Source organism: Leifsonia sp. EB34, from assembly GCF_041260585.1.
In the GTDB taxonomy this organism is placed as follows: Bacteria; Actinomycetota; Actinomycetes; order Actinomycetales; family Microbacteriaceae; genus Leifsonia.
The window spans coordinates 1,204,046-1,222,824 of the sequence record NZ_JBGCCV010000001.1 but is presented as its reverse complement, the minus strand read 5'-3'; the positions used below and the strand labels follow the sequence as shown (position 1 = coordinate 1,222,824).

23 protein-coding genes are annotated in these 18,779 nt (G+C 70.3%); 13 read left to right on the top strand and 10 right to left on the bottom strand.

Annotation, left to right across the window (positions count from 1 at the left end):
* Positions 1–49 precede the first annotated feature (49 nt).
* Positions 50–517 (bottom strand): MarR family winged helix-turn-helix transcriptional regulator, encoded by a 468-nt coding sequence (locus tag ABIA36_RS05805; protein WP_369961325.1) that lies wholly within the window; start codon positions 515–517, stop codon positions 50–52.
* Between the two features lie 474 nt (positions 518–991).
* Here ABIA36_RS05805 and ABIA36_RS05800 point away from each other — a divergent pair, with 474 nt between their 5' ends.
* From ABIA36_RS05800 to ABIA36_RS05785, 4 genes are all read left to right on the top strand, one after another.
* The gene (locus ABIA36_RS05800) at positions 992–2,065 is read left to right on the top strand and encodes an alkene reductase (RefSeq protein WP_369961324.1); all 1,074 of its coding nucleotides are present in this window, start codon (positions 992–994) and stop codon (positions 2,063–2,065) included.
* A gap of 96 nt (positions 2,066–2,161) precedes the next feature.
* Entirely contained in the window at positions 2,162–2,869 is a 708-nt protein-coding gene (locus ABIA36_RS05795; protein WP_369961323.1) for a PadR family transcriptional regulator, read from the top strand.
* A 155-nt stretch (positions 2,870–3,024) separates the two neighbouring features.
* A complete protein-coding gene (locus ABIA36_RS05790; protein WP_369961322.1) occupies positions 3,025–4,038 on the top strand; it encodes an ABC transporter ATP-binding protein in 1,014 nt (337 codons plus the stop codon).
* Positions 4,035–4,859, top strand: a complete 825-nt coding sequence (locus ABIA36_RS05785) for an ABC transporter permease (RefSeq protein WP_369961321.1) — start codon at positions 4,035–4,037, stop codon at positions 4,857–4,859. Before ABIA36_RS05790 ends, ABIA36_RS05785 begins: the two co-directional genes overlap by 4 nt.
* 85 nt (positions 4,860–4,944) lie before the next feature.
* Here ABIA36_RS05785 and ABIA36_RS05780 read toward each other — a convergent pair whose 3' ends face one another.
* Both ABIA36_RS05780 and upp read right to left on the bottom strand, forming a co-directional pair.
* Complete coding sequence (locus ABIA36_RS05780; protein WP_369961320.1) at positions 4,945–5,640, bottom strand: winged helix-turn-helix domain-containing protein; 696 nt, start codon at positions 5,638–5,640, stop codon at positions 4,945–4,947.
* Between the two features lie 422 nt (positions 5,641–6,062).
* Positions 6,063–6,695 carry a uracil phosphoribosyltransferase gene (gene upp, locus ABIA36_RS05775; protein WP_369961319.1) on the bottom strand — a complete coding sequence of 211 codons (633 nt, stop codon included), beginning with the start codon at positions 6,693–6,695 and terminating at the stop codon, positions 6,063–6,065.
* Between the two features lie 53 nt (positions 6,696–6,748).
* Here upp and tadA point away from each other — a divergent pair, with 53 nt between their 5' ends.
* Positions 6,749–7,216 (top strand): tRNA adenosine(34) deaminase TadA, encoded by a 468-nt coding sequence (gene tadA / locus ABIA36_RS05770; protein WP_369961318.1) that lies wholly within the window; start codon positions 6,749–6,751, stop codon positions 7,214–7,216.
* A 4-nt stretch (positions 7,217–7,220) separates the two neighbouring features.
* Here tadA and ABIA36_RS05765 read toward each other — a convergent pair whose 3' ends face one another.
* Together ABIA36_RS05765 and ABIA36_RS05760 are read right to left on the bottom strand one after the other, a co-directional pair.
* A complete protein-coding gene (locus ABIA36_RS05765) occupies positions 7,221–7,922 on the bottom strand; it encodes a glutamine amidotransferase (RefSeq protein ID WP_369961317.1) in 702 nt (233 codons plus the stop codon).
* Positions 7,919–8,881, bottom strand: coding sequence for a cation diffusion facilitator family transporter (locus ABIA36_RS05760; RefSeq protein WP_369961316.1), 963 nt, complete (start codon positions 8,879–8,881; stop codon positions 7,919–7,921). Before ABIA36_RS05760 ends, ABIA36_RS05765 begins: the two co-directional genes overlap by 4 nt.
* Positions 8,882–8,903: 22 nt before the next feature.
* Here ABIA36_RS05760 and proC point away from each other — a divergent pair, with 22 nt between their 5' ends.
* Positions 8,904–9,752, top strand: coding sequence for a pyrroline-5-carboxylate reductase (gene proC / locus ABIA36_RS05755; RefSeq protein WP_369961315.1), 849 nt, complete (start codon positions 8,904–8,906; stop codon positions 9,750–9,752).
* Between the two features lie 58 nt (positions 9,753–9,810).
* Here the strand turns inward: proC and ABIA36_RS05750 are convergent, their stop codons facing one another.
* On the bottom strand, positions 9,811–10,725 hold the full coding sequence (locus tag ABIA36_RS05750) for a hypothetical protein (protein ID WP_369961314.1): 915 nt from the start codon (positions 10,723–10,725) through the stop codon (positions 9,811–9,813).
* Between the two features lie 168 nt (positions 10,726–10,893).
* Here ABIA36_RS05750 and ABIA36_RS05745 point away from each other — a divergent pair, with 168 nt between their 5' ends.
* From ABIA36_RS05745 to ABIA36_RS05725, 5 genes are all read left to right on the top strand, one after another.
* Positions 10,894–11,310, top strand: coding sequence for an ArsR/SmtB family transcription factor (locus ABIA36_RS05745; RefSeq protein WP_369961313.1), 417 nt, complete (start codon positions 10,894–10,896; stop codon positions 11,308–11,310).
* Positions 11,311–11,403: 93 nt separating this feature from the next.
* Positions 11,404–11,634: a helix-turn-helix domain-containing protein gene (locus tag ABIA36_RS05740; protein ID WP_369961312.1), complete on the top strand. Its 231-nt coding sequence runs from the start codon at positions 11,404–11,406 to the stop codon at positions 11,632–11,634.
* Positions 11,635–11,702: 68 nt separating this feature from the next.
* The gene (locus ABIA36_RS05735; protein ID WP_003792170.1) at positions 11,703–11,801 is read left to right on the top strand and encodes a 30S ribosomal protein bS22; all 99 of its coding nucleotides are present in this window, start codon (positions 11,703–11,705) and stop codon (positions 11,799–11,801) included.
* Positions 11,802–11,892: 91 nt separating this feature from the next.
* Positions 11,893–12,159: a glutaredoxin family protein gene (locus tag ABIA36_RS05730; RefSeq protein ID WP_369961311.1), complete on the top strand. Its 267-nt coding sequence runs from the start codon at positions 11,893–11,895 to the stop codon at positions 12,157–12,159.
* Positions 12,156–12,455 (top strand): Dabb family protein, encoded by a 300-nt coding sequence (locus ABIA36_RS05725; RefSeq protein ID WP_369961310.1) that lies wholly within the window; start codon positions 12,156–12,158, stop codon positions 12,453–12,455. The genes ABIA36_RS05730 and ABIA36_RS05725 overlap by 4 nt, the downstream gene beginning before the upstream one ends.
* Positions 12,456–12,517: 62 nt before the next feature.
* On the opposite strand, the gene ABIA36_RS05720 is transcribed toward ABIA36_RS05725, so the two are convergent.
* The 3 genes from ABIA36_RS05720 to ABIA36_RS05710 form a co-directional block, all read right to left on the bottom strand.
* A complete protein-coding gene (locus tag ABIA36_RS05720; protein WP_369961309.1) occupies positions 12,518–13,219 on the bottom strand; it encodes a GntR family transcriptional regulator in 702 nt (233 codons plus the stop codon).
* Entirely contained in the window at positions 13,219–13,914 is a 696-nt protein-coding gene (locus ABIA36_RS05715; RefSeq protein WP_369961308.1) for a GntR family transcriptional regulator, read from the bottom strand. Before ABIA36_RS05715 ends, ABIA36_RS05720 begins: the two co-directional genes overlap by 1 nt.
* A 110-nt stretch (positions 13,915–14,024) precedes the next feature.
* Positions 14,025–14,411, bottom strand: a complete 387-nt coding sequence (locus ABIA36_RS05710; protein ID WP_369961307.1) for an SHOCT domain-containing protein — start codon at positions 14,409–14,411, stop codon at positions 14,025–14,027.
* Between the two features lie 106 nt (positions 14,412–14,517).
* Between ABIA36_RS05710 and ABIA36_RS05705 the strand changes: the two genes are divergently transcribed.
* Entirely contained in the window at positions 14,518–16,440 is a 1,923-nt protein-coding gene (locus ABIA36_RS05705; protein WP_369961306.1) for a thioesterase domain-containing protein, read from the top strand.
* 89 nt (positions 16,441–16,529) lie between these two features.
* A complete protein-coding gene (locus ABIA36_RS05700) occupies positions 16,530–17,384 on the top strand; it encodes a PPK2 family polyphosphate kinase (protein WP_369961305.1) in 855 nt (284 codons plus the stop codon).
* Positions 17,385–17,391: 7 nt separating this feature from the next.
* On the opposite strand, the gene ABIA36_RS05695 is transcribed toward ABIA36_RS05700, so the two are convergent.
* Positions 17,392–18,699, bottom strand: coding sequence for an isochorismate synthase MenF (locus ABIA36_RS05695; RefSeq protein WP_369961304.1), 1,308 nt, complete (start codon positions 18,697–18,699; stop codon positions 17,392–17,394).
* Positions 18,700–18,779: the final 80 nt, after the last annotated feature.

Here is an 18,779-nt window from a genome sequence, read left to right as displayed (position 1 = left end):
CCGCGTTGTGGAGAACTTATTCAGGAACGGGAATGTGGAGGAGTTGCCGTCAGTCCTCGCCGCGCAGCTTGTCGCAGAGAGTGGCGAGCAGCTCCAGCTCCTCCGTGTCGAGCCGGGTGCCGACACGCTCGGCGATCGAGCGCATGTGGTCGAGAGCGACGCGACGGAACATCTCGAACCCGGTGTCGGTCATCGTGATGATCGTCCCGCGCGCGTCGGACGGCTCCGGGCCTTTGACGACGAGCCCGCGGTCGACCAGCCGGTCGACGAGCCGGCTCACGCTCGGCTGGGTGAGGAGGACGTGCTTGTTGAGGTCGCGGAGCCGCAGCGAGCGATCGGGCTGGCGGGAGAGGTTGAAGAGGACGTCGTACTCGTTGAAGGAGATGTCCCTGGTCGGGAACTCTGCGGCAAGCGTCCGCATCACGGCGACCTGCGCGCGGAACAGCGATTCCCACGCCGAGACCGCGGTCGCCCTGGATCGCTTGACCGGACCGGCCGCAGTCGTGCCCGTGCTCATGACGCCACCCCTTCGCGCTCGAGTAGTCGATGCGTTCGCATCTTCTCATCATGCGCCGACAGCGCTCATCCGTGCCAGCACGGCATCCGGGGGAGGGCAGCGATTTCAGGGGCGCGTTAAAAAGATTGAGGGCCGGCCGCAGAGGCTAGCGGCCGGCCCTCTCCCTTGCACCAAGAGTGTCCTGCAATCACATTCCGCGATGGCTGCCACAGCAAACAACCATTGCTCTTGAACTATATAACGAAGAGGTAACGGGTGCTAGTTATCAAGTCGTTATTTTTGCTGCGAATTGGCTATGGACCGGTTATCCCCCCGCTGAGGGTGGACAAATCGGTCTGAAAACGGTGGGGCGAGGGTCGACTCGGAATAGGGCGGACGCGAACGCTGTTCGCCTCAAGGGCCGCCCCTGGCGGCACAGTGGTCTGCGTCCCCGACCGGACGCATCCCTCCCAGCTACCGAAAGGCATCCCCTCGATGGATCTGTTCTCCCCCGTCTCACTCGGCGACCTGCACCTTCCCAACCGCGTCGTGATGGCGCCGCTCACCCGCACGCGTTCGGGCGAGGCCGGCATCCCGGGGCCGCTGGTGGTGGAACACTACGCGCAGCGGGCGAGCGTCGGCCTGATCATCTCCGAGGGCACCTACCCGAGCCACGAGTCGCGTGCGTACCCCGGCCAGCCGGGCATCGTCACGGAGGAGCAGATCGCCGGCTGGCGCGCCGTCGCCGACGCCGTGCACGCCGAGGGCGGCCGCATCGTGATGCAGCTCATGCACAGCGGTCGCGTCTCGCACCCGCTGATCACCGGGACGGACCGGATCGTCGCCCCGAGCGCCGTCGCGATCGACGGCGAGACGCGCACCACCACCGGCAAGGTCGCCTACCCGGTGCCGCACGCGCTCACCGCCGACGAGCTCGCGACGGTGCGCGACGAGTTCGTCACGGCGGCGAAGAACGCCATCGCGGCCGGCCTCGACGGGGTGGAGGTGCACGGTGCCAACGGGTACCTGTTGCACCAGTTCCTCTCGCCTGTCTCCAACGTCCGTGACGACCAGTACGGCGGCTCCCCGGAGGCGCGGGCGCGTTTCGTCGTCGAGGTGACCACGGCGATCGCCGAGGCCGTGGGCTCCGGGCGGGTGGGCATCCGGCTGTCGCCGATGCACAACATCCAGGACGTCTTCGAGACCGACCTGGCCGACGCGACCGCGACCTACCAGGCCGTGGTCGACGGCCTCGCGCCGCTCGGCCTCGCCTATGTGAGCGTGCTGCACAGCGACCCCACGGGCCCGCTCGTCCAGGACCTGCGTCAGCGCTTCGGCGGCCCGTTCATCGTGAACAGCGGATTCGCTTCGGTCACGACGCGCGACGAGGCGATCACGCTGGTCGAGGACGCGCACGCAGACGCGGTGGCCGTGGGGCGTCTCGTCATCGCGAACCCCGACCTGGTCGAGCGCTGGAAGGGCGAGCACCCGGAGAACGAGCCCAACGCGGCGACCTTCTACGGGCCCGGCGCAGAGGGCTACACGGACTACCCGCGCCTGAGCGCCTAGTCGCAACAACATCAAGCCTCCCGGTCTTCGGCCGGGAGGCTTGACTTTTGCGTATCCGAAGCCGAATACTCTAATCAGAGTATTCGGAGGTGAGCGATGGTCAAGCGAGCGGTGTCCAACCCCCTGGCGCTGGCCGTCCTGGCCTGCCTCTGGGAGAAGCCGATGTACCCGTACGAGATGACGACCACGATGCGGGAGCGCGGCAAAGAGGACAGCATCCGCCTCAACTTCGGCTCCCTCTACGCCGTCATCAAGTCCCTCGAGAAGCACGGTTTCATCCGGGTGGCGCAGACCGAGCGCGAGGGCAACCGGCCGGAGCGCGTCGTCTACGAGATCACGGAGACCGGCCGCGCGGAGGCCGACGACTGGATGCGGGAGCTCATCGCCGTCCCGGTCAAGGAGTACCCCGCCATCGAGACCGGGCTGTCGCTGCTGCCCATGCTCGCCCCCGAGGTCGCCGCCGAGCTGCTGGAGCGCCGGCGCGACCTGCTGGACGCCGAACTGGTCGAGCGGGCCGGCTTGTACGAACGCGCGCTCGCCCTCCCGCTGCCCGAGCTGTTCATGATCGAGTCGCGCTACCGCGTCGCGATCATGGAGGCGGAGCGCGCCTTCGTCGCCGACCTCGCCGCGCGCATCCGCGACCGGTCCCTCGGCGGCGTCGACTGGTGGGAGCGGCTCTGGGAGCTGTTCGGCCAGGGCCACGACATGGCGGAGATCCGCGACCGGATCGCCGCAGGAGACTTCGGACAGGAGGTGGCCGACCTGTTCGGCCCGGCGGAAGCGCCGAGCCCGGCGGGAACCTGAGCGCCGCACAGCAAGAACGATGGCCGGAGAGCGGCAACTCTCCGGCCATCCACACCTTCGATTCGTTCCTTGCGGAACCTGCGTCAACAGTCACCGAGGGCTTTCTCCATGATATGCCCGCGCCGGTGGCTGCCCGAGATGAAAGGAAGCCACCCGTGGCACCACACACCGGCTCGGCGATCGCCGCCGAGCACCTCGTCAAGTCCTACAGCGGAGGCCGGGGCAAGCCCGCCGTCCGCGCCGTCGACGACCTCGGCTTCGAGGTCGCCGCCGGCACCGTCTTCGGACTCCTCGGCCCCAACGGCGCCGGTAAGTCCACCACCATGAAGATCCTGTCCACGCTGACGCGCGCCGACGCCGGCGCCGCCTTCGTCGCTGGCATCGACGTGAGCCGCAACCCCGGCCGGGTGCGGCGGGCGATCGGCTTCGTGGCCCAGAAGCCGGTCTCCGACCCCAACGACACCGGAGCCGAGAACCTCGTCCTCGCCGGGCGCCTCCAGGGGATGACCGGCCGGGACGCCAAGGCCCGCGCCCGGGAGCTCCTCGACCGGTTCGGGCTCACCGACCACGCCAAACGTCAGGTGAAGGCCTACTCCGGCGGCATGGCGCGCAAGCTGGATGTCGCCATCGGGCTCATGCACCGCCCCGAGGTGCTCTTCCTGGACGAGCCGACCACGGGCCTCGATCCGGAGGCCCGCGCCGAGCTGTGGGCGGAGCTGGAGCGGATGACCGGCGCAGAGAAACTCACCGTGCTGCTGACGACGCACTACCTGGACGAAGCCGACCGCCTCGCCGACCGGCTCGCGATCGTCGACCACGGCCGCATCGTCACGGGCGGGACGCCGGAGGAGCTGAAGAACGGCCTCCGCGGCGACGCCGTGATCGTGGAGCTGGCTCCCGACGCCGACCCGTTCGCCGCCCTCACGGCGCTCGAGCGCGTGGAGGCCCTGCGCGAGGTCGGCGGGGACGGCCGGACGCTCCGGGCCCGCGCGGACAACGGCGCGGCGACTCTCCCCGCCGCGCTCGCCGCCCTGGAGGCCGCGGCCGTCGCCGTCGCCTCCGCCACGGTCGCCCGGCCGAGCCTGGACGACGTCTACCTGCGGCACACCGGCCGCACTTTCACGCGGGCGCAGGAGTCCGCCGAGCATGTTCTGGAGACCGCATCATGACCGCCATCGCGACCGTCCCGCCGCGTGCTACGCGCCGCCCGGGCCCGACCTTCCTCACCCACACGCTGCTGCTCACAGGGCGGCAGCTTCGCTGGGCGATGCGGATGCCTGCCTTCCTGGTGATGAACCTGGTGCAGCCGGTGATCTGGCTTCTGCTCTTCGGGCAGCTCTTCAAGTCCGTCATCGAGATCCCCGGCTTCGGCGTCGGCCAGAGCTACCTGGAGTACCTGACGCCGGGCGTCGTGATGATGCTCGCGCTGTTCGGGAGCGCGTGGTCGGGCACCGTGTACATCCAGGACATGGACCGCGGCGTGATGGACCGGTTCCTCACCTCGCCGACCAACCGCGGCGCGATGATCGTGGCCACGCTGGTCTACCAGTCGATCCTCGCCGTCGTGCAGTCGCTGATCGTGGTCGGGATCGCCTTCTGGGCGGGCGCGCGCTTCGACGGCGGACCGGGCGGGATGCTGCTCCTGCTGCTCGGGGTGGTGCTGCTCACTGCGGTGTTCTGCTCGTTCTCGAATGCTGTGGCGCTGCTCGCCCGGGATCAGACCGCGCTGATCGGCATCTCGCAGCTCATCACGCTGCCGCTGATGTTCCTCAGCTCGGCGATCATGAACACGACGCTGTCGCCGGAGTGGGTGCGGAACGTCGCCGCCTACAACCCGTTCGAGTGGGCCGTGATCGTCGGCCGCGAGGCCCTGAGCGCGACCCCCGACTGGGCGTCCCTCTGGGGCCACGCCGGCCTCTTGGCCGCGCTGGCCGTCCTCATGGCCGCCCTCGCCACCAGCGCCTTCCGCAGCTACCAGCGCTCCGCCTGACGCCCAGCCATCGCTTCCTCAGTTTCTCCCGCCTCCGCTCGGCGTGTCGCGGGAGAAACTGAGGAACAGACAGCTGCCCAGCGGCTCAGAAGAGGTCGGGGGAGGGGGCGCTGGCGTGGCGGATGGAGACGTCCGCGTGGCGGTCGAAGCGGTAGCCGACGCCGCGCACGGTGCGCACGATGTCCTCGTAACGGCCCAGCTTGGCGCGCAGGCGGCGGACGTGGACATCGATGGTGCGCTCGTTCGGGATCTCGTCCTCGTCGGCGTTCGACCAGAGCGACGAGATGAGCTCGGCGCGCTCGATGGTGCGGCCTTCGCGCAGCACCAGGTACTGCAGCAGCTCGAACTCCTTGTAGGTGAGGGAGACCGTCTGGTTGTCGAGGATGAGGCGCTTGCGCGAGATGTCGACCACGACACCGGAGGCGGCGCGGTCCTCGTCCTCATCGACCGCCGGTGCGTGGCGGTGCTTCGCGATGGCGGCCGGGTCCTGGAGGGCGAGGCGCACGACGTCCACGTCGCGTCCGCCGGCGCCGGCCGGGGCCAGGGCGACGGCGGCGTAGGTCTCGGAGGCCGGGGCCAGCTCGGCGGTGAGTTGCTTGAGCGCCTCGACGATGCGGCCGAGGTCGGTGCCGGCGGCGGCGGCCTTCAGCTCGTCGATGCCGACGTAGAGGACGAAGCCGCGGGCCTCGGTCCCCTCGGGGACGGCGCGGAGGCGGGGCGCCGGCGTGGCGGCGACGATGGGGGCGGCGGGGCGGAGGGTGTCGACGGTTGCAAGAGACATGGGAGGGAGAGCCCTTCGGTGATGATGATGCGTCCGGACCCGGGTGCGGCTGTTCTCCTGCGGTGAGCTCCGGTCGGAGCGGCTGCGGAGGTGCGCCGGATGGCGGGTTTTCCGGTGTGACGAGGTGTCCCTGTTCAGAAAGGGACTGATGCACGGGTGCGTTCGTGTGGCGCGCCCGGGGAGCTGTGCCCGGAGCCGACGCTCGTCTGCGTCGGAGGGCGACCGCTCGGCGAAAGGGTCGTCAGATTAGCGACACATTCGGCAACACATGACCGAGTCGCGGCCGGGCATCATCATGCCGGCATCCCCAGGGGCCTCGAAGGAGGTCAGGGTGCGCGAGTTGTCAGTCATGTTGAGAAGTAAACCGCCCCGTGACACGTCGTGTCAAATCGTTACGGAATGTTGCAGGGGTGCTCGACACCCTACACAGTGCCGTACAAACGGTCCCCAGCGTCGCCGAGACCGGGCACAATGTATCCGTTCTCGTTCAGCCGCTCGTCCAGCGCGCCGAGCACGATGGTGACGTCGCGGCCCTCCGTCGCCTTCTCCAGGGCCGCCAGACCCTCGGGCGCGGCGAGCAGGCAGATCGCGGTGACATCCACCGCGTTGCGGGTGAACAGGAACTCGATCGCGGCGCCCAGCGAGCCTCCGGTGGCGAGCATCGGGTCGAGCACGAAGCACTGGCGGTCGGAGAGGTCCATCGGCAGGCGCTCGGCGTACGTGGTCGGCTCGAGGGTCTCCTCGTTGCGCACCATGCCCAGGAAGCCGACCTCGGCGGTCGGCATCAGCTTGACCATGCCCTCCAGCATCCCGAGTCCGGCACGCAGGATCGGCACGACCAGCGGCCGCGGCTGGCTGAGGGTGACGCCCATCGTGGTGGTCACCGGCGTCTGGATCTCCACCGGCTCCACACGCACGGCGCGGGTGGCCTCGTAGGCCAGCAGGGTGACGAGCTCCTCCGTGAGCGCCCGGAACACGGGCGACGGGGTCTCCTTGTTGCGGAGCACGGAGAGCTTGTGGGTGATCAGGGGGTGGTTCGCTACGTGCACTCGCATAGGCTCAAGGCTAGCCGAACGCGCCCCCGCCGGGGGTCGACCCAGGAGCCGCTGTGACCCTTCCCGTGCCCGCCGACTACGAGCGGTGGATGCGCCGCGCCGTCGCGGACGCCCGGCTCGCGTTCGACACCGGAGACGTGCCGGTCGCGGCGCTCGTGCTGGACGCGAACGGCACGGTCATCGGCACGGGACGCAACGAGCGCGAGCTGCACCGGGACCCGACCGCGCACGCCGAGGTCCTGGCGCTGCGGGCGGCCGCTGCGACGCGCAGCGACTGGCACCTGGAGGGCTGCACCCTGGTCGTGACGCTGGAGCCGTGCGTGATGTGCGCCGGCGCGGTGCTGGCGGCGCGGGTGCCGACCGTCGTGTTCGGGGCGTGGGACGAGAAGGCCGGCGCGGCGGGGTCGGTGTACGACGTCCTCCGCGACCGGCGGCTCAATCACCAAGTCGCCGTCTATCCCGGCGTCCTCGCCGAGGAGTGCGCAGACCTGTTGCTCGACTTCTTCCGCGCGAAGCGCTGACCGCTCAGCGGGGGAGCGCCTGCAGCCACTCGGAGAAGGCGGCGTGGGAGGCCCGCTGCATCTGCGCGGAGTACAGCGTGCGGTCCTCGCGCATGGCCTCCGGGTCGATGGCGTGCTCGTCCAGCTCGTTGTAGCCGTCGGCGACCCAGTGTTCGTGCATCTCGTCCGTCACCTCGGGGTGGAACTGCACCGCCAGCGCGAAGTCGCCGATCGCGAACGCCTCGTTGGAGTAGTCGCTGGAGGACGCCAGCCGGGTCGCCCGCTCCGGCAGCTCGAACGTGTCGCCGTGCCACTCCACCACGGGCACGCCGTCGAAGTGCCGGATCGGCGAGTTCGCGCCCTCCTCGGTCGGCTCGACGCGCCGGAAACCGATCTGCATGGTGTCGCCCCGGTAGACGCGCTCGCCGAGGGCGCCGGCCATGAGCTGCGCGCCCAGGCACACGCCGAGCGTCGGACGCTCGGCCTCGAGGCGGCTGCGCAGGAGGTCCCGCTCGGCGGCCAGGAACGGGAACTCCTCGGTCTGGTAGGCGCCCATCTCGCCGCCGAGCACGACGACGAGGTCGGCCTCGTGCGGGTCGAGGGCAGAGACGTCCTCCGTGGTCACGTCGACGATGCGCAGGTCGTAGCCGTGCTCCACGAGGACCGGGCCGATGTTGCCGAGGTGGATGGACGGGTCGTGCTGCAGGATCAGCGCGGTGCGGGTCACTCGAGTCCTTTGACGATGATGGTGTCGGTGGCGGGGTGCTGCTCGTTCGGGTCGACCCAGACGTCGGGCTCGATGTAGATGACCCGGGCGACGGGGACGGCGGCGCGGATACGGCGTTCGATCGCGTCGATCGTGGCCGAGACCTCCAGCATGGTCTGCTGACCGGCGACGGCGAGCTTGGCGCCGACGAGCAGCTCGTCCGGCCCCAGGTAGAGCGTGCGCATGTGGATGATGCGCTCGACCTCGTCGCCGGCCAGGATGGCCCGCTCGATCGCGGCGACATCCGCGTCCGAAGCGCCCTCGCCGACCAGGAGGCTCTTGGTCTCGATGCCGAGCACAATCGCGACCGCGACCAGCAGCAAGCCGATCAGCACGGTGCCGACGCCGTCCCAGACGCCGTTGCCGGTGATGATCGTGAGCCCTACGCCGATGAGGGCGAAGACCAGGCCGGTGAGCGCGGCGACGTCCTCCAGCAGCACGACCGGCAGCTCCGGCGCCTTCGCGCGCCGGATGAACTGCGGCCACGACATCCCCTTGCGGAGCGGGTTCGACTCGTGCACCGCGGTCCGCAGCGAGAACGACTCCAACCCGATCGCGATGAAGAGCACCAGCAGCGGCAGCCACCAGTTCTCCAGCGGGTGCGGATGGGTCAGCTTCTCCACGCCCTCGTACAGTGAGAACACGCCGCCGACCGAGAACAGGATGATCGAGACGACGAACGCGTACACGTACCGCTCGCGTCCGTAGCCGAACGGGTGCTCCTTGTCGGCCTTCTTCCTGGCCTGGCGTCCGCCGAGCAGCAGCAGAAGCTGATTGCCCGAGTCCGCGACCGAGTGCACGCCCTCAGCGAGCATCGAGGAGGAGCCCGAGAACGCCCACGCGATGAACTTCGTCAGGGCGATCCCCAGGTTGGCGGCGAAGGCCGCGACGATCGCCCTTGTGCCGCCTTCTGCGCTCATGACCTCATCCTAGGATGGGCCCATGAGCGACACGCAGAACGTCACGCTGCCCACCATCGCGATGCTCGGGGCGGGCTCGATGGGGCGCGCCATCCTCTCTGGGCTGACCGCGCCGGGAGTGACCGTGTCCGGCGGCATCCGGGTGACCAACCGATCCAAGGCGCGGGCGTTCGAGCTCGCCGGCATCCCCGGCGTGACCGCGTACGCGACCGAGCACGACGGGGACGCGAACCGGCTCGCTGTGGACGGCGCCGAGCTCGTCATCGTCGCCGTGAAGCCCGGGATGGTGCCCGACCTCCTGCGCGAGATCGCCGACTCCCTGACGCCCGGCGCCGTCGTCGTGAGCGTGGCGGCCGGCGTCACCATCGCGACCTTCGAGTCGCTGCTGCCCTCGTCGGTGGTCGTGGTCCGCTCGATGCCGAACACCCCCGCGGTCGTCCGCAAGGCCGTCACCGGGATCAGCCCCGGCACCCGCACCGAGCCCGACGACCTGGCGCTCGTCCGCGCGCTGTTCGAGACCGTCGGGGAGGTCGTGGAGGTGCCCGAGTCGCAGCTCGACGCGCTCAGTACCATCTCCGGCTCTGGCCCGGCCTACGTGTTCCTGCTGGTCGAGGCGCTGACCGCGGCGGCCATCGAGAAGGGCTTCACCCCTGAGCAGGCGCGCACACTCGTCAACGGAACGTTCCTCGGCGCGTCCGAGCTCCTGGTCTCCTCCGGCGAGGACCCCGCCGAGCTCCGCCGCCGCGTCACCAGCCCCAACGGCACCACCGAGCGCGCCATCGCGGTGCTCGCCGACGCCGACCTCCCGGCCCTCTTCACCCGCGCCACCGACGCCGCCCTCGCCCGAGCCCGCGAACTCGCCGCCCACTGACCCGCCGCCGCCATCCATCCCGGAGTTCTGTACGCAACACGCCGATGCGGCGCGTGCATTACTCCGGAACGGATCGATGGAGGGCCCGGCGGACGGCGAGCAGCGCTCGGGGGACAGGGGGCCTGAGGTCGTCGGCGGTGAGGAAGATGACGTCCCAACCGCACTCGGTAAGTCTTTCGCGGCGCGCGACGTCGTCGCGGAACGCCTTCTGATCGGTGCGGTGAAGGTCGCCGAGGTACTCGATGGCGATCCGCCTGGCGGGATAGGCCAGGTCGACCATTGCGATCAGGCGTCCGTCGCGGTGCACTCGATAGTTGAGTTCGGGTTCGGGTAGCCCAGCGTCCACGAGAAGAAGTCTCAAGCGCGTCTCCTGCGGTGAGAGCGGGCCGTAGCGGACCGCTTCGAACGCCAGCCGCAGGCGTCGTATCCCAGGTCGTCTCGCGTGATGGCGCACCGCTCGATCCAGGTCTGAGCGCGTCCAGGCGGACGGAACGCGCGAATAGGGCTCGTCGCCGGTGATGAGCCAGTCGCCGATCACGATGAGGTCGTCGACGGACAGTACGGATGACATCTGGGCCCACGCGTCCTCCGCAGCGATCACGCGAAGCCCGTCCACGACGACCACCTTGTGCCCCGTCGCCTTCAGCTCATGGCCGATGACCCCCTCCATTTGCGGAGGTTTCATGGGGGCGAAGACGGAGACGTGGACCTCGTTCGGCACCGCCCGGTGCGGCAGAGGAAAGCCGTGGATCATCGCCGCCGACGCGTGACTGAACGCGTGCCGGCCACGCTCGAGAGCCGAATAGGCGCGACAGCGGTCCCGGTGGTCGTCGTACCCGACGCCGATCGTCCGGATACCCCGGAACGGCCGCTGCATCCCGGCGCCGTCGAGCTGCCGCCGCGTCATCCCGATCGCCCGCCCCTGCTCTATCGTGAAGCCCGTCTCATCGACCAGCCAATGCACCGTTTCCATCCCACGACTCTGCCCTCCCTCACCCTGCCTCCCCGAGTTCTCCACAGCCCCTCAATCCGTTCCGGAGTTTTGCACGCAACACGCCGCGCGAGCCCGTGCATAAGTCCGGAATGGATGGCGACGGGGGTGGACGTGGTACTGGGGGAGTCGTACGACTAGCCTGGGGGAATGGCCGACATCTTCGACGTGATCGCCGACCCGACGCGGCGCGACATCCTCAAAGTGCTGCTCGACCGCAACTCGGATGACGCGCGTCCCGTCGGGGAGATCTCGGTGTCGGAGATCGTGGCCACCCTGGAGCTCAGCCAGCCCACCGTCTCCAAGCATCTCAAGGTGCTGCGCGAGGCGTCGCTGGTGTCGGTCCGCGAGGAGGGCCAGCATCGCTACTACCGGCTCGACCCGACCCCGCTGGAGGCCGTGGAGGACTGGGTCATCCCGTTCACCGCGTCCGATGTCGACCTGTCCGACTATTCGGCGCAGCTCGCCGACGAGACGCGCGAGTTCGCCAGCACGGTCGGCAAGGTGCTCGCAGACACCCGTCGCCGGGTCGAGCGGGTCACGCCGAAGAAGTGGCGCAGGGACTGACCCGGCATTGAAGCCCGGCCTCGCGGCGACGAGAGTTCGCTAGTTCCCCGTCGGCACGACCCGAGTACGATGACGGGCAGAAAGGGACACCGCATGGTTCACGATGGGAGCTCGAACGCTCTGCGCGAGGTGCGTTTCCTGACGGTCGCCGAGGTGGCCGACATGATGCGCGTCTCCCGGATGACCGTCTACCGGCTCGTCCACTCGGGTGAGCTCCCGGCGATCCGTTTCGGCCGGTCGTTCCGTGTTCCGGAGTCCGCTGTGGCGCAGGCGTTGGAGGTCGTGAGGCCCCACCTGGAGGGCGGCGTCGCAGACTCGGCATGAAGTCGGGTAGACTGGCTGCTTGTGTCGCCGCGTTCACCGCGGCAAACCGTTAACTTTGTGAGGTCTACGTGGGTTCCGTTATCAAGAAGCGTCGCAAGCGTATGGCGAAGAAGAAGCACCGCAAGCTTCTTCGCAAGACGCGCCACCAGCGTCGCAACAAGAAGTAGACCTCAGCGTCTGCTGCTCGAGCGCCGGTCCGTGAGGTCCGGCGCTTTCTGCTGTCCGCGCGCGGCCGGGCCGCGGGTTAGGCTGGATCCCGTGTCCACCGTCACCGTCACGCTCATCGGCAAGCCGGGCTGTCACCTGTGCGACGACGCGCGGGAGGCGATCCGCTCCGTGATCGACGGCCTCCCTTCTGGCGCCCCCGAGGTGCGCGTGGAGGAGCTCAGCATCCTGGAGGACGCCGGGCTGCACGAGCGCTACGTGGAGGACATCCCGGTCGTGCTCGTGGACGGCCGGCAGCACACCTATTGGCGCGTCGACCAGGCGCGCCTGCGCACCGCCCTGCTGGAGGAGGCCCGTTGACCCTGCGTCACGTCGTCATGTGGAAGCTCGCGTCGACCGATGAGGCGGAGCGCGCCGATCAGGCCGCCCGCATCAAGGCGGGGCTGGAGTCGCTCCCCGCGGTCGTCCCGGAGATCCTGCGCTTCGAGGTGGGGATCAACTCCCTGCCTGTGAACGAGTTCGACGTCGTGCTCGTGAGCGACTTCGCGGACGAGGCCGCCCTGCAGCGCTACGTCGTGCACCCCGAGCACGAGAAGGTCGCGTCCTACATCCGGTCCGTGGTCTCCGGCCGCGCGGCGGTCGACGCGGAGTACTGAGCCGTAACGCACGCGTGCCCGGCGCCTGAGGCAGGCGCCGGGCACGAACGTACGGGTCGTGACTAGACCACGGGGCTCTCTTCGATGTCCTCGTCGCTGCGGCGGTACTCCGAGAGGAACTGCGCGAGCGTCGGCGCGTACAGCGCGCGGACGAGGTCGCCGGCCTTCTCGCCGTCGTGGGCCTTGGCGGCGTCGTAGATCGCGCCGACGAGCGCGGGCAGCTCGTCGGTGTCGAACGGGCGCTTCCACACCGCGATGTAGCGCAGCACCTGCGGGCTGAGCCCCTCGCTGATCGCGAGCAGCACGTCGTTTCCGCTGTTGCGCTCGAACTCCAGGAAGAAGTCGTTCACCGCGCGGCCGAGGGCCGGGAGGTTGCTCGACTTGGCGGCCTTGCGGATCTCCTTGAGCGCCTTGTCCTGACGCCCGAGCGCCGCGCTGTCGAGGTTCGGGACCGACGTCCGGGCCGCGTACTCGTGCAGGAGACCGGTCGTGTAGATCGCCTCGTCGATGGCGCGGAGGTCGATGGGGGCGACGCGCGTGTAGCGGTTCGGCGCCATCTCGACCAGGCCGATGTCGGCGAGCTTCATCAGCGCCTCGCGGATCGGCGTGCGGGAGACGCCGAGCCAGGCGGTGAGCTTCTCGTCGAGCAGGGTCTCGCCCGGCTCGAGCGTGCCGTCGAGGATGCCCTCGTACAGGCGGTTGTAGACGACGTCGCGCAGGAGCTGGCGCTCGACGGGTGCGGAGTCTTTGACGGGGAGCGGCATCAGCGCCCCTCCTTCCCAGTGAGTGCGGCCTTCGTTCCGAACTCGTCGACGACGGTGACGAGCCCCTTGTTCCAGAAGTCGGCCACGCCCTTGGCGGCCTTGGCGCCGTTGCCGGCGATGGCCGCGTCGACGGCGGACTTCAGGTGCGGAGCGCCCTTCGTGAACGCCTTCGAGGACGGCGCCGCGATCAGCGCCCGGCGCACCTCGGGGAGGTGGCGCGTGAAGAGCTTCGCGAGCGTGCGATTGTCTAGGCGGCGGAGGAAGACGTTGACGAAGCCGTCGGTGAGCACGCGCTCCTTGACGAGCTCCGCCATGCCGTCGCCGTCGCCGAAGCGCTCCGTGAAGGCACGGAGCGCGTCCTTGTCGTCCTCGGTGAGGAGCGGCGTCGTGTCGCGCACGATGCCGACGAGGAGGCTGCCGACGGTGTCGATGAGCGCACGGAGGCGCTCCGGGTCGATCGGGGTCACGCGGGTGCGCTTCTGGGGCATGATCTCCACGAGCCCCATGGCCGCGAGCTGGTTGAGGGCTTCGCGGACGGGGGTTCGGGAGACCCCGACCCACTTCTCGATCTCAGCGTCGTAGAGCTGTTCTCCTGGCGTGAGGTCCCCGTCGACGATTGCGTCGAGTAGACGAACGAATACTTCGTCCCGGATGAGCCGTCGGGGACTGACGGCCTCTGCGATGGGTACAGGCATACATGAATATTACATCCACCCGCGTCGGATGCAAGGCCATTGCGTTATGAAGTTACGCGTGTCGTATCGCAGGATAGCCTGCCGCCCGCTCAAAACCCTCCGAATGGCGCTCAGAAACGGTTTCCGAGCGCCTTCGCCTTGAGCGCGTCGAACTCGTTCTGACTGATCACACCCTTGTCCAGGAGCGCCTTGGCCTGCTCGATGTCGGCGGCAGGGGTCGCGGACGGTGTGGGGTGCGTGTAGTAGTCGGTGTCCTCCGGGACAGTCCGGCGGTCCCGCGCGTTGCGCTCCGCCATTCCACGGCCGCGCGCGATCAGGTAGACGAGCGCGGTGAGGAAGGGCACGAAGATGAGGAAGATCACCCACACGGCCTTCCACCAGCCGTTCAGCGACTCGTCGCGGAACAGGTCGACCAGGATCGTGAACAGGGCCATCAGATACGCGACGAAGGCGAACGCCCAGAAGACCAGCCAGATGACGTTCCAGAAACCGCTCACGATGGGCTCCTCCCGCTCGGTGTGCACACGGTAGCGGTGCCGCGGCGCGTGTGGCTAGACGGCAGTGCTCGGCCGTGGCGACGGCGGTCGCGGTTAGGCTGACCGCATGCTCAGCCAGCTCCCACCTCGCGTCTGGCGGGGCAGGACGCCCGGCGGCTGGGCCGCCCTCGTCGCCGGCCTGATCGTCGGCGTCCCCGTCGCGCTCGCAGCCGGACTGGTGCTGCTCGCGCTCGGCGCCCTCGCGGTCGTCGTCGGAGCCGTCGCCGGCCTGCTGGCGCTCGCCGCCGAGTGGAGCTGGTTCGCCGTCCAGCGCGTGTCGCGCACGCGGTACCCGTTCCCCGTGCCGGCGCCGCGCCGCCGCCGTGCCCGGCGCACGGCCCTGAGCGCGCTCTACCTCACGGGAGCGCCGCGGCTGACCGGGGGCCTCGCCCGGGTCGCCGGCTGGGTGCTCGGGCCGGTCGCCCTCCTGATCGGGCTGGTCGGGATCGTGCTGCCGCGCTGGCGCGCCCGCCCCTACGTCGCCGTCTTCACCCTGCCGGCGCTGCTGCGCAAGACGGTCGCCCTGGGACGCAGGCGCGGGCTGCTGCGCGACGGGCACGACGCCGTGCTGCTCGGCTACGACGACCTCCTGGAGCGCCGGTTCCCGCTCCTGCACGACTTCCTCGCCTGGTGGGGGGACCCGGGACGCGGAGACGACTACACCCCGACGCCCGGGCTCCCCGATGTGCCGGCCGGGCTGCTCGGCCTGGAGCTCGGGCCGTCCCCGGACCCGCTCGGTCAGCCCGGGCTCGCCGCCGGGGCGATGCGCCGCCGCTCCGTGCACACCCTCCGCGACCTTCTGCTCAGCCAGCGAGAGATCGACGACCTCTGCGACCCCGACCTGGACGAGCGCATCGACACGGCCGTCATCCGGCTGGTGGAACGCGAGCACGAGGGCGTCCGGCACTGGATCGTGCAGTTCCCGAGCACGAAGTCCTGGGGCCCGCGGCCCGGCCTCGCCCCCAACGACCTGACCGCCGATCTCGTCATCGGCGGCGAGCACGAGGCGACCATCACGCGGGCGGCGCTGGAGGCGATGCGGGAGGCCGGCATCCGACCGGACGAGCCCGTCGTGCTGGCGGGGTTCAGCCTCGGCGGGATGGTCGCGGCGCAGGTCGCGGTGCGCGCGCACGCCGCCGGGTTCGCGGTCACGCACCTGGTCGCCGCCGGCACCCCGCTCGGGCGGCTGCCCGTCCCGGCCGGCATCCGCACCCTGGCGATCGAGCATGTGCTCGACCTCGTGCCGCGCATCGACGGCCGGGAGAACCCGGTGCGCCTGGACCTCGACGGCTCGCGGGTGCTGGTCACCGTCAAAGCCGGGCCCGCGCTCGCCCCGGGCTTCCGCCTCGGCGCCCTGCACCAGGCCATCGCGTACGCCGACACCGCCGGCGCGATCGAGACGGACCCGCCGGACGACGCGGTGGCGGCGCTCCTGGCCGAGTTGCGGCCGTTCTTCGGCCCGGGGCAGCGCGTCCACGACCGTGCGGCGCTCCGGGCGGGCAGCCTGACGGCGCAGCCCGCCGTCCCGCTGTACCTGCACAGCACCGTGGATGAGGGCATCACGCGCGGCGCCCTGCGCCAGTCGCTGCGCCGGCTCGCGGGCGTCTACGCCGTGGACGTGTACCAGTCGCGCGGCGGCCTCGCCACGACGATCCTGTGGAGCGCCGACGTGCTGGTGCGCGCGCTCGAGCCGTGGCTCGCCCCGACCAGGCGCGCGGCGATCTACCGCGGCCTGCTCTCGCTGCTCGGCCGGCGGCGCGCGGTCGGCATCCACCTGCGGCTGCAGGCCCGCGAGACGCCGGGACTGACCTGGGAGGCCACCCTGCAGCGCCTGCCGGACGGGCGCTGGCGGGAGACCATCGACGTCATCGTGGACGATCGCGCCCGGCCGCGGGACGTGTCCCGGCTGTTCCCGGACGGTGTGAGGACGCGGGTGGTCGTGCACCGGCCGGACGCCTTCGAGCCCGTGCTCGACGCGGCCGGGGTGTGATCGGAGGGTGTGATCGGGTCGTACCATCGGCGGTACGGTCCACCGTGGAGTCGCGACCAGAGGGCGCGACCGGCGGGCGAGGAGGCGACATGGGACGCGAGACGTTTTGGGCCGAGGATCCCGACCCGCTGCTGCGGGTCGGCGAGGGCTTCCTGCTCGGCGACCAGGACACCGCGGGGACGCCGGGGTTCGATGGGCGCAAGAAGGACGGCCAGGCTGCGCTCGCCGAGGGCGCCGCGATCCTCGCCGACCTCCAGGAGCGATTGTTCGCGGCGGGCACGCTCGGTGACCCGCGCAGTGTGCTGCTCGTCCTGCAGGCGATGGACACGGCAGGCAAGGGCGGCATCGTGACCCACGTCGTCGGGCAGATGAACCTCGGCGGCGTGCGCTACGCGGGCTTCAAGAAGCCGACGCCGCTCGAACTCGCCCACGACTTCCTCTGGCGGATCTGGAACCACGTGCCGGCGGCGGGCGAGGTCGGTGTCTTCGACCGCTCGCACTACGAGGACGTCCTCATCGGCCGGGTCCGGAAGCTGGCGTCCGAGGAGGAGATCGAGCGTCGCTACGACGCGATCAACAAGTTCGAGCTGGAGTTGGCGGAGTCGGGGACGACGATCGTCAAGGTGATGCTGCACCTGGGCAAGAGCGAGCAGAAGAAGCGCCTGGCCGACCGGCTGAAGCGCGTCGACAAGCAGTGGAAGTACACCACAGGCGACGTGGACGAGCGGCTGCTCTGGGACAGCTACCAGGACGCGTACCAGGTGGTGTTCGACCGGACGTCGACGGCGTACGCGCCCTGGAACGTCGTGCCCGCCGACCGCAAGTGGTACGCGCGGCTCGCGGTGCAGCACCTGCTCATCCACGCCCTGGAGGAGCTGGAGCTGGAGTGGCCGGCGCCGGACTACGACGTGCAGGTCGAGAAGGCGCGGCTGGCAGCGAGCTAGGGGCCGGTCAGCCGAAGGCTTCGACGATCGGCCGGAACTTCATGGTCGTCTCCGCATACTCCCGGGCGGGGTCGGAGTCGGCCACGATGCCCGCGCCCGCGTAGGCGGTGAGATCGCCGGTCTCGTCGAGCTGTGCGCAGCGCAGGGCGATCGCCCACTCGCCGTCGCCGTCGCCGCCGACCCAGCCCACCGGGCCGGCGTAGCGACCGCGGTCGAACGGCTCCAGCTCGCGGATCAGCGCGAGCGCCTCCGGCGTCGGCGTCCCGGCCACGGCGGCCGTCGGGTGCAGGGCGTCCGCGAGGTCGAGCGAGCTCGACCCGTCGCTGAGCGTGCCCGCGATGTCGGTGGCGAGGTGCCAGAGGTTCGGCAGCTTGAGGGTGAACGGCTCGTCGCTCGCGGCGAGGTCCGCGCTGTGCGGGCGGAGCGCGTCGAGCACGCTGGACACCGCGAAGCGGTGCTCGCCCTGGTCCTTCGCCGAGCCGGCGAGGGCCAGCGCCGACGCGCGGTCGCTGTCGGCGTCGCGGCCGCGGGACATCGTCCCGGCCAGCACGCGGGCCGTCACCGTGCCGTGGTGGACCCGTACGAGCGTCTCGGGGGAGGACCCCACCAGCCCGTCGACGGCGAAGGTCCAGCAATCGGGGTAGCCGAGGGCCAGCTCCAGCAGCGCACGCCGCACGTCGGACTCCAGCGGCAGGTGCGCGGACAGCTCCCGGGCCAGGACCACCTTGGAGAGGTCGTGCTCGCGGATCCGCTCCACCGCCGTCGCGACGGCGGACTCGTAGCCGCCCTCGTCCAGGCCGTGCGGGAGGAGGCTGAGCCGGTACTCGTCCCCGAACGCGGTCGGCCGCGGGAGCCCGCTGCGCGCCGTTCCGGCCTGCGCTCGCTGGTCGGCGGCGTTCGCGGCCGCGGGGGAGTCCTCCACGGGCGTGATCCGGGTGATCCAGCTCCGGCCGCCGCGGCGCCCCAGAACGATCTGCGGCACGATCAGGACGCTTGTCGCCGCGCTCTCGTCGTCGAACGCGAAGGTCCCGAACGCGACCAGTCCGGTGCCCGGCGTGCGCACGGAGTCCGTCACCGTCGCTGCCCGCACGGTCTCCCGCCATGCCGCCGACGCCTGACGGATCCGGTCCGGCCCGCGGAACTCCAGTCGCAGCACCTCGCCGATACCGGCGATCCCCTCGCCTTTGCGGATCCACAGGAGGGGCCGTCGGGAGTCGAGGAAGGGAACGAGATGCCGGACGTCGTCGAGGGGGGTGGTCTCGACCGACAGGGCGGTCACGCCCGTAGCCCGGCGGGTGGTCGAGGGTGCGGTCACCGGACCAGCCTACGCCCGGGCCGCTGGGCGCCGGATGCGCGGCGGCTGGGCGTTGGCCCGGTGCCGGATGCGCAGGACGG